The organism is Roseibium sp. Sym1, assembly GCF_027359675.1.
Classification (GTDB): Bacteria; Pseudomonadota; Alphaproteobacteria; order Rhizobiales; family Stappiaceae; genus Roseibium.
On the sequence record NZ_CP114786.1, the window covers coordinates 479,735 to 495,126 of the forward strand.

General features: G+C 61.2%; 16 protein-coding genes. 6 read left to right on the forward strand and 10 right to left on the reverse strand.

What is annotated here, in order from left to right:
- Positions 1 to 10: 10 nt before the first annotated feature.
- The 4 genes from O6760_RS02205 to O6760_RS02220 all read right to left on the reverse strand — a co-directional run bounded on the left by O6760_RS02205 (position 11) and on the right by O6760_RS02220 (position 3,430).
- Positions 11 to 1,417, reverse strand: coding sequence for a type II and III secretion system protein family protein (locus O6760_RS02205; protein WP_269583855.1), 1,407 nt, complete (start codon positions 1,415 to 1,417; stop codon positions 11 to 13).
- Positions 1,418 to 1,455: 38 nt separating this feature from the next.
- On the reverse strand, positions 1,456 to 2,223 hold the full coding sequence (cpaB, locus tag O6760_RS02210) for a Flp pilus assembly protein CpaB (RefSeq protein ID WP_269583856.1): 768 nt from the start codon (positions 2,221 to 2,223) through the stop codon (positions 1,456 to 1,458).
- Positions 2,224 to 2,576: 353 nt separating this feature from the next.
- Positions 2,577 to 3,092 (reverse strand): A24 family peptidase, encoded by a 516-nt coding sequence (locus O6760_RS02215; RefSeq protein ID WP_269583857.1) that lies wholly within the window; start codon positions 3,090 to 3,092, stop codon positions 2,577 to 2,579.
- A 155-nt stretch (positions 3,093 to 3,247) separates the two neighbouring features.
- Entirely contained in the window at positions 3,248 to 3,430 is a 183-nt protein-coding gene (locus tag O6760_RS02220; RefSeq protein ID WP_269583858.1) for a Flp family type IVb pilin, read from the reverse strand.
- A 519-nt stretch (positions 3,431 to 3,949) separates the two neighbouring features.
- Here O6760_RS02220 and O6760_RS02225 point away from each other — a divergent pair.
- From O6760_RS02225 to O6760_RS02245, 5 genes are all read left to right on the forward strand, one after another.
- Positions 3,950 to 4,420 (forward strand): pilus assembly protein N-terminal domain-containing protein, encoded by a 471-nt coding sequence (locus O6760_RS02225; protein WP_269583859.1) that lies wholly within the window; start codon positions 3,950 to 3,952, stop codon positions 4,418 to 4,420.
- A gap of 30 nt (positions 4,421 to 4,450) precedes the next feature.
- Positions 4,451 to 5,002, forward strand: a complete 552-nt coding sequence (locus O6760_RS02230; protein ID WP_269583860.1) for a TadE/TadG family type IV pilus assembly protein — start codon at positions 4,451 to 4,453, stop codon at positions 5,000 to 5,002.
- Complete coding sequence (locus O6760_RS02235; protein ID WP_269583861.1) at positions 4,986 to 5,597, forward strand: TadE/TadG family type IV pilus assembly protein; 612 nt, start codon at positions 4,986 to 4,988, stop codon at positions 5,595 to 5,597. The genes O6760_RS02230 and O6760_RS02235 overlap by 17 nt, the downstream gene beginning before the upstream one ends.
- A 150-nt stretch (positions 5,598 to 5,747) precedes the next feature.
- Positions 5,748 to 7,160, forward strand: coding sequence for a bifunctional enoyl-CoA hydratase/phosphate acetyltransferase (locus O6760_RS02240; RefSeq protein WP_269583862.1), 1,413 nt, complete (start codon positions 5,748 to 5,750; stop codon positions 7,158 to 7,160).
- 2 nt (positions 7,161 to 7,162) lie between these two features.
- Positions 7,163 to 8,347: an acetate/propionate family kinase gene (locus O6760_RS02245; RefSeq protein ID WP_269583863.1), complete on the forward strand. Its 1,185-nt coding sequence runs from the start codon at positions 7,163 to 7,165 to the stop codon at positions 8,345 to 8,347.
- Positions 8,348 to 8,357: 10 nt separating this feature from the next.
- On the opposite strand, the gene O6760_RS02250 is transcribed toward O6760_RS02245, so the two are convergent.
- Positions 8,358 to 9,329, reverse strand: coding sequence for a PhnD/SsuA/transferrin family substrate-binding protein (locus tag O6760_RS02250; RefSeq protein ID WP_269583864.1), 972 nt, complete (start codon positions 9,327 to 9,329; stop codon positions 8,358 to 8,360).
- Positions 9,330 to 9,378: 49 nt separating this feature from the next.
- Between O6760_RS02250 and O6760_RS02255 the strand changes: the two genes are divergently transcribed.
- Positions 9,379 to 9,996 carry an HAD family hydrolase gene (locus O6760_RS02255; protein WP_269583865.1) on the forward strand — a complete coding sequence of 206 codons (618 nt, stop codon included), beginning with the start codon at positions 9,379 to 9,381 and terminating at the stop codon, positions 9,994 to 9,996.
- 54 nt (positions 9,997 to 10,050) lie between these two features.
- Here the strand turns inward: O6760_RS02255 and O6760_RS02260 are convergent, their stop codons facing one another.
- The 5 genes from O6760_RS02260 to O6760_RS02280 all read right to left on the reverse strand — a co-directional run bounded on the left by O6760_RS02260 (position 10,051) and on the right by O6760_RS02280 (position 15,271).
- Positions 10,051 to 11,079 (reverse strand): histone deacetylase family protein, encoded by a 1,029-nt coding sequence (locus O6760_RS02260; protein WP_269583866.1) that lies wholly within the window; start codon positions 11,077 to 11,079, stop codon positions 10,051 to 10,053.
- Positions 11,080 to 11,146: 67 nt separating this feature from the next.
- A complete protein-coding gene (locus O6760_RS02265; RefSeq protein WP_269583867.1) occupies positions 11,147 to 12,145 on the reverse strand; it encodes an aldose epimerase family protein in 999 nt (332 codons plus the stop codon).
- Positions 12,146 to 12,235: 90 nt separating this feature from the next.
- Entirely contained in the window at positions 12,236 to 13,735 is a 1,500-nt protein-coding gene (locus O6760_RS02270; protein WP_269583868.1) for a phosphomannomutase/phosphoglucomutase, read from the reverse strand.
- Positions 13,736 to 13,798: 63 nt separating this feature from the next.
- Positions 13,799 to 14,293, reverse strand: a complete 495-nt coding sequence (locus O6760_RS02275; protein WP_269583869.1) for a retropepsin-like aspartic protease family protein — start codon at positions 14,291 to 14,293, stop codon at positions 13,799 to 13,801.
- A gap of 78 nt (positions 14,294 to 14,371) precedes the next feature.
- Complete coding sequence (locus O6760_RS02280) at positions 14,372 to 15,271, reverse strand: ribokinase (protein ID WP_269583870.1); 900 nt, start codon at positions 15,269 to 15,271, stop codon at positions 14,372 to 14,374.
- Positions 15,272 to 15,392: the final 121 nt, after the last annotated feature.

The following is a 15,392-nucleotide window of genomic DNA, read 5'->3' on the forward strand; positions in this document are numbered from 1 at the left end:
CCGTCCGTCCTCACTTGTAGATGAAACCGACCTGGCCGTGATAGGTCCCTTCAGCAGTCCCGCTGGGGCTGAAGATCTTGTTCAGGCGGTTCAGGAAAATCGTTTCGGCATCCGTGGGTGCCATCATGTTCTTGTCCGGGCGTTGGAGCTTGCTCGCAGCGACCGGCTGGACCACGTAGGGCGTCACGAAAACCACCAGCTCGGACTGTTTGCGGAGGAAATCGCGGCTCTTGAAGAGGCTGCCCAGGATCGGAATCTGCATCAGACCGGGAATACCCTCGATGGCCTGCTGGTAGGATTCCTTGAGCAGGCCGGCCATGACCAGTGTGCCTCCCGAGGGAAGTTCCATGGTTGATTCCGCGCGCCGCACCTTCAGTGCGGAAATCGTGATGTTGGAGAACGAGACAGCGCCGTCGTTGCTGAGCTCGCTGACCTCGGTTTTCACACGAAGGCTGATCCGACCGCCGGACAGGACAACCGGCGTGAAGTCGAGACCGACACCGAATTTCTTGAACTCGACGGTGACCTCACCGTCATCCTGCGAGATCGGAATCGGGAACTCGCCACCGGCCAGGAAACTCGCGTTCTCGCCCGAGATCGCCGTGAGTGTCGGCTCTGCAAGCGTTCTGATCACACCGTCACGCTGGAGCGCTTCAATCTGGGCAGTGATGCTGGTCGCTCCGCTGGCGAACTGCGTGCCGCCGACAGCCTGGTTGACCACGTTCGGGTTGACCGTGAAGTTGGGCAGATTCTGCAGGAACGGTGTGAAATTGCCGGTACCGATCGAACCGGAAAACTGGACGCCGAGTTGCTTGATGATCGAGCGCTCGACCTCCGCCACCGTCACCTTGAGATGAACCTGATCCTTGCCTTCGACGGCGATGAGGTTCACCACCTTCGAGGCGGATTCCGATCCCTCGAACTTGGCCGCGATGTCAGCGGCCTGCTGCGCTTCCAAAGTGCTCTTGGCCGAGCCGCTCAGGACAACGCTTCCATTAATCGATTCCGCATGGATCCGCGTTCCGGGAATGAGCTTGCGTATGATCCGCGTCAGGTCGGACGTGTCTTTCTCCACCCGCAGGTCGAAGCTCGCCAGCTCACGGCCGCTGCGGCTGAACAGAACCAGGCGGGACTGGCCGGCAGTGTTGCCGATGACAAAGATCCGGCGCGGTGTCCGGAGAACCGCATCGGCGATTTCCGGGTTGGAAACCAGAACGTCGGCGGCTTCCTCGGCGAGGTTGATCACGACCGAACGACCGACACCGACATTCAGGATGCGCCCGCTCGCGCGTTCGCCGGCCGCCACGTGGACCTGGCTCGGGAAATTGCCCTCGGCCATCACTGCGGGAGCGGTCAGACCGGTCAACGCCCCCGACAACAGGGCCGCGGCCGCGATCTTTCGAAGGTAGTGTTTCATTGCGTCCCTCATGCTGGACGTTCTCTTGTCACGCAGTGTCATTGCGTACCTGCCCCGCTGGTCACGCCGTATTTCACATAACTCACGCCTCGGCGGCGGCTGTCTTCCGCCACCGCGTCATCCGCCGAATCCTGTGCGCTGCGCAGGGCCAGAGAAATCGTTCCGATCTGTTGCGACTGGGCGACGATTTCCGACTGGGAGAGCGTCAGCTCCAGCGTCGCCGTACGCTTCGGATTCAGGTTCTTCTGTTCTTGCTCGCCAGCCGTGGTCGTGTCGATTGCCAGGACCCGGATGTTTTCAAGGATCGTTTCGCTGATGGCGCCCGTGTCGGATTTTCGAGTCAGGATGAGATCGACCTTGTCGCCCGGCAGGATGAATCCTCCTGCGGTCGTCTCCGCCTCCACACCAACGGCAATGGCCCGCTTGCCCTTTGGCAGGATGGCCGACATGAAGCCCTTGTCGGTATTGATCAGCCTTTCCGGGCGGATCGGTTCGCCGGCGAATATGGGTGCCCGGGCGATTCGGCCCGCATATTCCTCTTCGGCGGCAGGATTGACTTGCTTGGTGACCGCCCCGAAGGGAATCGCGTCTTCGGGCCAGTCGGCCCAGGCCATGTCATCCAGGACCAGCTTGCCGCCAAGCCCGATATCCTTTTTGGCAACCAGAACCTGGGCTTTGCTCTGTGCGGTCACGGGCTCCTGCACTGCCACCGTTTCAGGCTTGCCCCCGGACATCATCACCATTCTGAAAGCGATGATTCCTGCCGCCACCGCGATTGCCAGTACGAAAATTCGTGCGAATTTCATGACCTAAACCCAATATTCCTGTGCACGTCGGCACCATTCACATCCTAGAATGAGGGGCAATTGGTCAAAACATGGTTAACCAGATGTAGATGTTTTCAGTTAATTTCCGTTAACTTTACTGAATGCTTTCCTAAACATGCCGCAATTTGCAAAGAGTAGCGTTCAACGTGGACAAAGAACGTTGCGACATGCCAAGCCTTATACCGGTTCGACACTGGACGGTTTACAGGTGGAGACCCCCCAGCCTGGTGAGGCAGGCGGTGTCGACTGCGGCAAACACGCCTGCGGAGAAACCGTCTCGCCAGCGCACGAAACCGCCTCGCTCACATGCCCGGATAGATCGATGGAGGGGTCTAGGAGGCCTGACCGAGAAGCTTGAACCACTGTGTCGCCGGATAGATCTGCAGACCGGCAACCGCGATCGCGATACCGTAGGGAATGCCGCTCTTGCTGTCGTGCAGGCGCGCGAACCAGTCCTGGCGGGCAAGCGTTCCGGGAACGACAACCATCTGGCGCATCGACAACAAGGCCAGTGTCAGCCCTGCGCCATAGAGCGTGACGAGCAGCGTGAATTGAATCAGTTCGGGGGTAAACCCTATCCAGAGCGCGATGGCGCTGATGAACTTCACGTCGCCGCCTCCCATCCAGCCGGCCGCGAAAAACCCGAAACACACCAGAAAGACCGGTAGCAATCCGAGGAGGTGAACACCCCAGCCGGCCAGCGGCAAACCCGTTCCCAGTGCAACGACCGCGAATCCGGCCATCAGCAGGAGAGAGACCCTGTTCTGGATCGTCATGGTCAGGAGGTCAGACGCCCCGCCAAACGCGACGAGCATCGGAAAGATCACAAGGATAGCGGCCTCGAGCATCGGACTTTCACTCTATGAACTGACTGTGCGTCCCACGATACCGGCCGAGAGTTAACGTTTCGCAGCCACGATGGGCTCAAACGAAAAAAACGGGCAGTGGTCTGCCCGTTTCTTCTTCAGGCCATGTTGACCTGACAAATCGTTCGTCGCGTGACTTAGCCGCCGACGGCAGCGGAATCCAGCGAGCTCTGGATTGCGGTGAACACGCCGGTAAGGGACGTACCGGTCAGCTGCAGGGCGCCGATGATCACGATGGACAGCAGGCCAGCGATCAGGCCGTATTCGATTGCAGTTGCGCCGGATTCGTCTTTCACGAAACGGTTGATAAGAGATTTCATGTGTTTGCTCCAAGTACCACTGAATTGACAGCTTCAAAGTTCGACGGATCTTCTTGCGTCCGTTCGAACATGAGCTCACCCTAGGACAGAGAGCTTTCCAAGCAGTTAAATTTACCACTCGCCTTGCAGATGATCCTGACAAATATAACTATAGTTAACAATAGGTATAGATAAAATTCAGTTAATACATTTTGTAAACTTTAATATAAACTCGGATTTCAAAGTATTATCGCATTTTCTGAGGTGATGCTACTAATTTCTCGCCCCCGGAAACAGAATTATCTTTCAGATTTTATTAATATTCTCACCAACAAGCAATGTTTTTACTCAATATGGCATGTTAGGCTGTTCGCGAAGGTGCATGTGTTCCAGTGCTGTCCAGTCGAATACAGCCTTCGCCGGGAAAGTGCGGCCAATAAGTAAAGCGCACCGGTTTACACTTCTTGGGAAGCGTCGTTAGCAGATCGTTCACCACGTTTGCTGCATGCTGTCGCAGGAACAAATATATATGGAGTACCCATGAGCATGTTTAAGAACATACTGAAATGGACGGGCGTGCTTGTGTTTGCGTTTCAGGCGGGCGCTGCCGTTGCCCAGGACGGGCCCGTCATGGTGACCGTCGACCGCGCCAAGGTCTTCCGCATCGATGACGGCGCCGCCGCCGTGATCGTCGGCAACCCGTTCATCGCGGATGTGGCCATGTTCGACGAAAACACCGTCGTGATCACCGGAAAGAGCTACGGCACCACGAACCTCGTCATTCTGGACAGCGACAACAAGCCGATCGTCGACGAGGTGATTACCGTTCGGGCATCCGATGACGACGTGGTTTCGGTTTACCGGAAGTCGGCAAGGGCCACCCTTTCCTGCAACCCGATGTGCGAGCCGACACTTCGCCTGGGCGATTCCACCGGCGCCTTCAAGGAAGCGGCTGACCAGGCCACGTCCCGCAACTCCCTGTCGATCGAGGCTGCCGGCGGCGGCAAATAGGACAACAGGTCTTTTCGGAGCGAATTCAGAATGTACCGGAGTATTCGGCGTTTCCTGTCCGTGAAGGGACGAAACGGACACTGTCTGGCTGAAGACCGCCGCGGCGTGACCGCGATCGAGTTCTCCATGGTGGCGCTGCCCTTCTTCACGCTGGCGTTCGGTATCATCGAGATCGGTCTCGCCCATTTCGCGAACAGGATGGTCGACAATGCGGTGGTCGAGGCTTCGAGGCTGATCCGTACGGGGCAGGCCGAATCCACCAATCTTTCGGCCGCCGGCTTCAAGACCCAGATCTGCGGCTTCATGCCGAGTTTCATGTGCGACGAGGACCGGATTTACGTTGAAATCCAGTCCATACCCGATTTCTCCGACGCCTCCTCCGTCGACAGTATGTATGACGATGAAGGAGAACTCAGGGATGACATGAGTTACGACATCGGGACCGCCAGCGAGATTGTCGTCGTCAACGTGATCTACAAGTGGCCAATGGCTTCGGCCGTGCTCCAATTCGACAACGGCGATCACGGCACCGACCGCCACTTGACCTCAACAATGGTGTTTCGCAATGAACCCTGGGAATAAGTCCGGCATCACTTCGCTGCTGGCGCGTGTCATGCTACCGCGGTCCGTGCGCAGGGTTGTGCGGGACAGGCGTGGTGTTGCCGCCACCGAATTCGCCCTGATCCTGCCGTTCATGTTCATCATCCTGATCGGCATGGCGGAAATCACCGGCGCCATGAACAACGACCGCAAGGTCAGCCGTATTTCCAACTCGATCACCGATCTGGTCGCCCAGGCACAGACGGTCACACCTGCCGAACTCACGGCGGTCATGGACCTGGGAGAGGTCATCCTGGCGCCTGATCCCGCAGACGATCTTTATATCATCATCGCGAGCGTGACCTTTGACGAGGACGGCGACCCCGAGGTCGACTGGAGCTACGATTCCGACGGCGGCGCTCCCTGGACTCCGGGCGCCGCCCCGCCGATCACGCTGCCCGACACGATCGGGACGCCCAACTCCTCTATCGTGGTCGGCCAGTCGACGCTTGAATATACTCCACCGTTTTCCGGGCTCTTCACCAGCTATTTCTCCCGGAATTCCATGCTCGAGCTGAGCGACACCTATTATCTGCGTCCCCGGTTGACGGATACGGTCGAATGCCCCGCCTGCTGAGGGCGTGAAGCCTTCCCCGCCTCAGCCCGGGCTTGTCAGCCACGCTCCGAACGATACTCTTAGTCCCGTATTTTTACCGTCGCATTCCAAAGGTAATCTGCCTTAGAATGCTGCGCCGCAATATGCTTTTCAAAATGGGATTACCGGCCGATGGCGACGAACAGGACTTACGACCAGATCAAGGTGGGCGACAGCGCGGAGATCGTCCGGGAGTGTTCCTCCAACGACCTTCTGGTCTTTGCCCATGCATCCGGCAACCACAATCCGATCCACCTGCCGGACACGGACTGGACCGGTGACGGCCACATCGACAAGCCGGTGGCCCCGGCCATGTGGGTGGGCGGACTGGCTTCCGCGGTGCTCGGCAACATTCTTCCCGGGCCCGGAACGGTCTACAAGGCGCAGTCCTTCCGGTTCCTCGGCGCCGCCGCCGTCGGAGACAAGCTCCATGTCAGGGTAACCGCCACCGAAAAGAAACCCGACAACATCATCCTGTTCGACATGAGCGTGACCCGCGCGGACGGCGTCCGGCTGGTTGAAGGCGTGGCCGAAGTCAAGGCCCCCACCGAGACCATTGAATTCGATTCCAGCAACATTCCCGCGCTGCTCGTCCAGCGCCACCGGCACTTCAACCGGATGATCGAGCTGGCCAAGACGCTGCCCGCCCTGCCGACCGCCGTGGCCGCGCCAGACGACCCGAACTCCCTGGAGGGCGCGCTGATGGCTGCCCGCGAAGGTTTGATCGACCCGGTGCTGATCGGTGCGAGGGAGCGAATCGAAGCCGCCGCCAGGGAGCTGAATGAAGACATCGGCGCCTATGAACTGATCGACATCGAGGACGAACTGGAGGCAGCCGGCCGGGCGGTCGCGATGGTCCACGAAGGCCGGGCGAAGGCGGTCATGAAGGGCCATCTCCACACGGACCACCTGCTGCATCATGTGGTCAAGCGCGACGGCGGCCTCAGGACCAAACGACGGATCAGCCACGTCTTCGTCATGGACATTCCGGGCCGCAAGACACCTGTTCTGATTTCCGACGCGGCGATCAACATCTCGCCGGACCTCAACACCAAGGTCGATATCACCCAGAATGCCATCGACGCCGCCCGGTCTCTTGGTCTGGAAACACCCCGGGTCGGCGTCTTGTCAGCAATCGAGACGGTCAACCCGGCCATTCCTTCAAGCCTCGACGCCGCGATCCTTTCCAAGATGGCGGAACGCGGCCAGATCACCGGCGCGGTCGTCGACGGGCCGCTGGCAATGGACAATGCCATTGACGTGCAGGCAGCCCGCACAAAGGGCATCACGTCGCTGGTGGCCGGTCATGCCGAGGTGCTGATCGTCCCCAACCTGGAATCCGGCAACATGCTGGCCAAGGAACTGACCTTCATCGCGCATGCGGAGGCCGCAGGTCTTGTCCTCGGCGCCAAGGTACCGGTCATGCTGACCAGCCGCGCCGACGACGGCCGCGCGCGGCTGGCCTCCTGCGCGCTGGCGCTGCTTTACATGCACTGGCAATCCAAGGGGGCTCCGGCCGGCATCTTCGATCGCGAGGAAGACTGACCATGGAACGGGTGATCCTGGTCCTGAATTCAGGCTCCTCCTCGATCAAGTTCACGCTTTACACCGGAACCCGCGATCTGCTGAAAGGCCAGATCTCGGGACTGGGAGCAACGCCGCACATCAGGCTCACATCAAGGGCCTCCGGCACCGAGATCGACCGGCCGCTGACCGGGGCCGAAGGCAAGACACACGGGACGGCGCTGGCGGCCCTGCTGCCGGTCCTGGAAAGCGAGCTGGGCGGGCGCAGCGTGGACGCGGTCGGCCACCGCGTCGTCCATGGCGGGGTAACCCACGCCGCTCCGCTCAGGATTACCGCTGACGTGATGACGGAACTGCGCGCGCTGGAGCCGCTGGCACCCCTGCATCAGCCCCATAACCTGGCCGGTATCGAGGCGGCCCGCGCGGCCTTTCCACGGGCCCAGCAGACAGCCTGCTTCGATACCGCCTTTCACCGCAACCATCCCTGGGTGAACGATACCTTCGCGCTGCCACGTCCGCTCTATGACGAGGGCGTGCGCCGTTACGGATTTCATGGCCTGTCCTACGAATATATCTGCCGCTACCTGAAGGAAACGCGGCCGGAGACCTTTTCAGGACGGGTGATCGTCGCCCATCTGGGCAACGGCGCCTCCATGTGCGCGATCCGGGACGGCCAGAGCATCGGCTCCACGATGGGGTTCACCGCCCTGGACGGCCTGCCGATGGGGACCCGATGCGGCCAGCTGGATCCGGGTGTGGTGCTGTACCTCCTGACCACCAAGGGCCTGTCCGCGGACGAGGTCTCCGACCTGCTCTACAAGAATTCCGGCCTGAAGGGCCTGTCCGGCATCAGCCAGGACATGCGCACCCTGACGGAAAGCGACGATCCGCGCGCAGCGGAAGCGATCGACTATTTCGTGTTTCGAATCCGGCGGGAAATCGGCGCAATGGCGGCCGTGCTCGGCGGCCTGGACACTGTGGTGTTCACCGGTGGCATCGGAGAAAACGCGGCGCCGATCCGCGAGAAGATCTGTGCCGGACAGGACTGGCTGGGGCTCTCGATCGACCCGGCCCGCAACCTCGATCACCGGGAGGACATTTCCGCCGAAGCGTCAAGTGTCAGGGTCCTGGTCATTCCGACAAACGAGGAGGAAACGATCAGGCGTCACACGGAGGCCCTGCTGGACGATGTGACCGCACCCGCGTGAAACGGTCGTGTCATTGCCCGGCAGGATCCAGAAGTGCAGCGAACTCGTCCTCGTATGTGCGCAGGACCGGCCGATAATCGGCATGCACCACCGGCTCGAAGCCACCGGGCAGGTCCGGTTCGATCGCCAGATACGCGTCGGGGGCTTCCCGGCGCAGGTCCATCAGTCCCGCCCTCAAACGCCGCTTCAGCGGGTCCGGCAGGTCCTTGCGCAAGGTGTGCGCGGAATAGGGGATCGGCGGCGATCGCCAGACGATCTCGAGGTCATCGAGCCCCCGCGCCCCGGACACATAGAAGTCGTTGAGCGTGCCTGCCGTGTAGCCGTTCTTGGCTTCCCCCGCGAGCGTCGACCAGGCAAGGGAGGCGTTCACACGCCCGTCCAGTACGGCGCGCAAGCCTTCGACCGGATCCTCGACCTCCACCAGTGTGCTGAAATGGGACCTTGCATTGATCCCGTCCGCGGCCAGGTTGGCCAGGGGCACACGGTAACCGGCCACGGCGTGGGTGCCGCCAACCGCCAGGCGCGTGCCTTTCAGATCTGCAAGCGTCTGCTTTTCTTCCCCTCGCCTGGCCACCAGTATGGCATAGAACCGTGCCGGGAAGTCATCCGGTCCCGCGGTCACCATCGGCTCGACGCAGGTACACAGCTGGTGCACGGCCGCATAGGCCGAGGGCGACAGCCTGGCATAATCGATCCGTCCATCGGCAAGAGCCTCGACCGCGTCGCCCATGGTGTCCAGCAGGAACAGATCGACCGGCAGGTCGGCGATTTCCTCCAAAGCAAGCCGGAACGGTTCCACCCGGTCACGGGTACCTTCATCGGCGGCGACAACCACACCGAGACGCAGCCTTTCCGGCGACGCGGCGTTGTCCTGCGCAATTGCGCGGGATAACCCTGCCGCCATGAGAATCGTCAGCGCGGTCAGGGCCCATATCTTCACGAGCGCCACAATACCGACATAACCTTCTGATGATACTCGCAAAATAACTTCCTGCCCTTTGGCTGCCTTTTCAAATAACCGGACCGCCCGCATGCGCAAGCCTATCACGACCGTGGTCTTCGATATAGGAAATGTCCTGATCGATTGGAATCCCGAGTATCTCTTTGCCCGACTGATCCCTGAAGAAACAGCACGAAAAACATTTCTGGAAACCGTGTGTACGGCTGAATGGAACCTGCAGCAGGATCTCGGCCGTCCCTGGCCGGAGGCTGTCGCGATGCTGCAGGCGCAACATCCCGACAAGTCCGAGCTGATCGAGGCCTATTACACACGCTGGCACGACATGGTTCCGGGCGAGATTCCGGAGACACCCGACCTGCTTGCCACCCTCAAGGAGGCCGGCATACCGCTCTACGCCATCACCAATTTCTCAGGCGAGAAATTCGGCGAAGCCCAAGCCCGGTTTCCGTTTCTCAAGACCAGCTTTCTGGATATTGTCGTTTCGGGGGATGAACAGCTGGCCAAGCCCGACCCCCGGATCTACGAGATCCTGTTTGAACGCAACGGTCTTGATCCGGCCACCTGCCTGTTCATCGATGACAGCGAACAGAATGTCGCCACCGCAGGGCGTCTCGGCATGACGGCACATCACTTCAGGGATGCCGAAGGCCTGAGGCGGCAACTCGCCGAGCTGGGCCTGCCCGCCTGAACCGGACCGGAGGCAGGCGCCTGCCATGGGCCCGCCACGGACCTATCCGCGCCGTTAGCCTTCAAAGCCTTCCAGGACGTTGACGCAATTCGTGCCAAGCGCGTCGACCGCATAGCCACCTTCCATCAGGAAGATGGTTGGAACACCGACCTTCTTCAGTCTCTGGCCGAGACGCAGGAAGTCCTCGCTCTTGAACCGGAAGCCGGAAATCGGATCGTTCTCGTAGCAATCCAGGCCGAGGGAGACGATCATCGCCTCGGGCTTGTAGACCAGAAGCCAGCGGCAGGCTTCCTCGAGTGCCAGCGAATAGCTTTCCCAGTCGGTGCCCAGCGGCAGCGGCCAGTTGCGGGTGAACCCGGTCCCGGCATGTTCTCCCGTTTCGTCCGAATAGCCGAGGAAGTAGGGATATTCATCCTTCGGGTCGGCATGAAGGGACAGGAACAGGACATCCGGCCGGTCGTAAAACAGGGCCTGGGTGCCGTTGCCGTGGTGGTAGTCGACATCCAGAATGGCGACGCGGTGCAGGCCGTAGTCCCGCAGGTACTGCGCGGCGACCGCGGCGTTGTTGAAGAAGCAGTAGCCGCCGAAAAAATCGAACCCGGCGTGGTGACCTGGCGGACGGCACAGGGAAAAGACCGAGGGCGCGCCGTCGAGGACCATCTTGGCCGCGGTCAGCGCGGTATCGGCCGATGCCCGCGCGGCCCTGTAGGTATGCTCGCCCAGCGGTGTCCCGGCGTCCATCGAATAGCGGCCCAGCAGTCCGTCTATGTGATTGACCTGGACATCCTGGCGCAGGCTCCTGATTGGCCAGACGAAAGGAAAGGCTTCCCCGGTGCGGCCCGCCGCCGTCCACAGATCCCAGAACCCTTCCAGAAACGACACATAGTCCGGCGAATGAACACGTTGCAGAGGCCTTGCCGGGAAGTCCTGCGGAGCAACGACGTCGCCGACACCCCTGTCGCGGATGGTCTTGAGCACGATTTCGGCCCGGCTCGGGATCTCGACGGCGGGCTTCAGCTCACCGTCGGAAATTTCCTGAGCCGGCGCATGCGCGAGCTGGATGTCTGAAAAAACAGTCTTCACAAGCTGCCCCCGGTCCCCTTGTCGTCACACAGCCAACCCATGCCATTCGTGCCCAATGTACCCCAAATCAGGAAAAACGGAATTCCGTTACGTGACTATAAGTCTCTGAGGGCCGTAACAAAACACTCGTGAAACCGTCCTGATTGACACTGTCCGGCCAGCGCTGCGCCTCAAGGCAAAGCCCGGCATGCGCTCCATAGTGCCTGCCGTCCAGACCGGGGACGGGGACATTCACCCCCGCGGCATCGTAGAGCTGCAGCCCGGGTTCCGTGGTCCAGACCTCCATGCGCCGGTCTCCGGCGGCATCTTCAAGAGCGGCGGCGAATTGCACCTGGTCTCGCGGCGCGTCGCCGAGGCAGAAATTGTGATCGTAGATCACGTCCTCCTCGCCGGGCTTGCGCCTGAGCTTGCGGCCTTCCTGGAAATCATATGGCGTCCAGGCGACCTTGCGGATTTCGCCCGTCGGGATCAGGTCCCCGTCCACGGGCAGATACGCGCCGGCGGCAATTTCCAGCGTGTGGTCCAGAATGGACGCGCTGCCGTCAAGATTGAAATAGCTGTGCTGTGTCAGGTTGACCGGTGTGGTCCGGTCCGTGGTCGCCGTCATTTTCAGCCGCAGGGCGCCTGTCCCGGTCAGGGTATAGCGCAGCAGGCTTTCCACGCGCCCGGGATAGCCCATGTCGCCGTCCTCGGACACGAGTTTCAGGAGGACGCTGGCCTTGTCGCTTTGCTCAATGCTCCAGACACGCCGGGAAAAGCCTTCCGAGCCGCCATGCAGGTGGTGCCGGCCGTTTTCATTGAGATCGAGCTGGTAGTCCTGCCCTTCGATGGTCATCCGGCCACCCGCGATCCTGTTGGCGCAGCGCCCCGCCACGACGCCGAAATAGGGCGAATGGTCCAGGTAGCTCTGCAGGTCGTCAAACCCCAGAACAACGGACTGGCCATTCACCTTGAGGTCGCGAATGATGGCGCCCAGGGTCAGGACGGATGCTTCCAGGCTCCCTTTTCTTAAGGTGATTTCCTGAATGGCCGTGCCATCGGCCAAGACACCAAAATCCTTGATCATCAATTTCTCCGGGTGGGCACCATGCCGTGCCAGGGCAGGATATGTCGGGCGGCAGACCCATCCGCCGCCCGCAAGGGCTTCAACTGCGGGTCACAGGGTCTGGTTATAGTCGCCCACTTCCGGGTTTTCACGCAAAACCCCGTCGACCGCCTTGAACATGTCGTGCAACCGCTGTTCCGAAACCGGGCTTTCCACGACGACGACCAGTTCCGGCTTGTTCGACGAGGCCCGCACCAGGCCCCAGGTGCCGTCTTCGCTGACAACGCGGACACCATTGACCGTAATGAGGTCGGTGATCGCCTGGCCGGCGACCGTCTCGCCGTTTGCCTTCATCTCCTGGAAGCGGGCGACCACCCGGTCGACAACGTCGTACTTGATCTCGTCGGCGCATTTGGGCGCCATGGTCGGCGAGCCCCAGGTCTTGGGCAGGTCCCGGCGCAGATCGGCCATGGTCTTGTCCGGGTTGCGGTCCATCATGTCCAGGATCGCGATCGCGGAGACAAGGCCGTCGTCATAACCGCGGCCGATCGGTTTGTTGAAGAAATAGTGGCCGGACTTCTCGAAGCCGACAATGGCATCGAGGTCGGTCACCCGGCGCTTGATATAGGAGTGGCCGGTCTTGAAGTAATCGGTCTTTGCCCCGTTGGCCTTGAGCACCGGATCGGTGTTGAAGAGGCCGGTCGACTTCACGTCGACGACAAACTGGCTGCCGGGATGCAGCGCGGAGATGTCCCGCGCCAGCATGACGCCGACCTTGTCGGCGAAGATCTCCTCGCCCTCATTGTCGACGACACCGCAACGGTCGCCGTCGCCGTCGAAGCCGAGACCGACATCCGCGCCCACTTCCAGGACCTTGTCCCGCAGCGCATGCAGCATCTTCATGTCTTCGGGGTTCGGGTTGTAGCGCGGGAAGGTGTGGTCGAGTTCCGCGTCGAGCGGGACGACGTCGGCGCCGAGCGCCTCCAGAATCTTCGGCGCGAAGGCTCCGGCCGTGCCGTTGCCGCAGGCCGCGACCACCTTGATCGGCCGCTTCAGCTTCGGCCGGTCGGTCAGGTCCTTGAAATAGACGTCCGCGAACCCGTCGACGAAGCGATAGCTGCCTCCTCCTTTCAGGTCGAAGGCGGCCTCAAGAACGATCTCCTTCAGCCGGCCCATCTCGTCCGGGCCGAAGGTCAATGGCCGGTCGATGCCCATCTTGACGCCGGTCCAGCCGTTATCATTGTGGGAGGCGGTGATCATCGCGACGGCGGGAACGTCCAGGGCGAACTGGGCGAAATAGGCCATGGGCGACAGGGCGAGGCCAATGTCGTGCACGTTGACGCCGGCGGCCATCAATCCGTTGACCACGGCCATCTTGATGGTCGAGGAATAGCCGCGGAAATCGTGGCCGACGACAATGTCGGGGCGCACGCCGCGTTCATGGATCAGCGTGCCGATGCCCATGCCGAGCGCCTGCATGCCCATCAGGTTGATTTCCTTCTCGAACAGCCAGCGGGCATCGTATTCCCGGAAGCCTGTCGGCTTGACCATGGGCAAGGTTTCGTACTCAAGCGTATTGGGCGTCAAACTCGGAAGGGGTTTGGGAAACATCAATGCCTCTCAATGCCGAAGGAATAAGGATTTCGGGTCGAACCGCGGAGACGGAAGGCCGGATCACTGAACCAGTACTAGTGTGCCGCCCGACATGTCAAACCGTTGCAGCCGGTTGAGAACGGACATGCCGAGAAGCGGCTCGCCCAGGCTCTGATCTTTCAACACAAGGGCGTCGATGTTTCGCAGGCGGATGTTGCCGAGGCGGAGGCTGTCGATGACGGCTCTTGCGCCGTGGACCGTGCCGTTGGCCGTTCGGATGGAGTATTTGAAGTCGGAAGGAGTCGTGAAGATGCCGATGTCTTCGGCCACGGATTCCGGAAGAACCGTGGTCGTGGCACCGGTGTCGACCAGCATGTCGATCGCGCGCCCGTTCAGATAGGCGTCCGCAACGAAGTGCCCCTGCCTGTTCCGCGAAATCCGGTAAAGCCGTTCCCCACCCTCGGGTTCCTCCGCCTCCGGGCCTCCGGCCGGCGCACCAAGACGTTTCTCCACCAGCGCGGGGACCAGCGGCGCGACGGCCAGGCAGAGCAGAAAGATGATGGCAAACCGTAACATGCCGACCCTTGGGGTTGCGGGGACGGTTCGGGATAGCACGGTTTCGTTAGCAACCTTTAAAACCGGTCGGTACAACCTTCAGGTAATCTGGTCGGCCAGGCGGACAATGTCGCTTCTGAGAGGCGCGCTGGATTGGGCCCCGGTTACGGTACAGGCCAGCGCACCGGCGGCCACACCTTCCTTCAATGCCCGTTCAAAGGACGTATCCCGGTCAAGGGCGGCAGCAACCGCGCCGCAGAAGGCATCTCCGGCACCGGTTGTGTCTACCGCGACAATCTCGGGAGAGCCGAACCGGTACCTCGCCTTCCCGCTGCGCGCGAGCACGCCGTCGGCACCAAGGGTGACGATGACGGAGCGCTGAGGCGTCACGAACCGATCGACAAAGGTTTCCGGATCGCCGGCGATGCCGAGACGGCCCGCGATCATTGCCGCTTCACTGGTGTTGACCACGACGGTGCCGGTCATATCGAGACAGGCCTGAAGGTCGCCTTCCGGAACAGGTGCCGGGTTCCAGAACACGGACGCACCGGCCTCTCTTGCAAGCAATGCCGCGCTGGCGACCTGCTGCAGCGGCAATTCTCCCTGCACCATCAGCGTATCGCCGGGTGCGAAACAGCCGTCCAGCCAGGCCGCCTCGACCCGCTGGTTGGTGCCGCTGGCGACAATGATCTGGTTTTCCCCCGACGGATCGATCCCGATGAAGGCCAGCCCCGTCGAGCCGTTCACGGCACGGACACCTGAGAGGTCGACACCGGCTTCGCGCAGGGACTGCAGTGCCAACTCGGCGAAACTGTCCTGGCCGACCGCGCCGATCATCCTGACATCGGCTCCCGCGCGCCGCGCCGCCAGTGCCTGGTTGGCCCCCTTTCCGCCGGGAAAGGTCTGGTGGTCGCGGCCGCTGACGGTTTCTCCCGCGGTCGGCAGACGCGGCAATGCGACAACCAGATCCAGATTGATGGAACCGAAAACCGTGATCATGGCGCCTCCCTTTTTCGGAAAGGTTAGACCGAATTTTCCGACAAGTCGCCACATGAAATCCGGCGATACCCTGCCACACCCCTGAACCTATTCCCGAGCAAGCGCGCATGCGCTGTCCCGA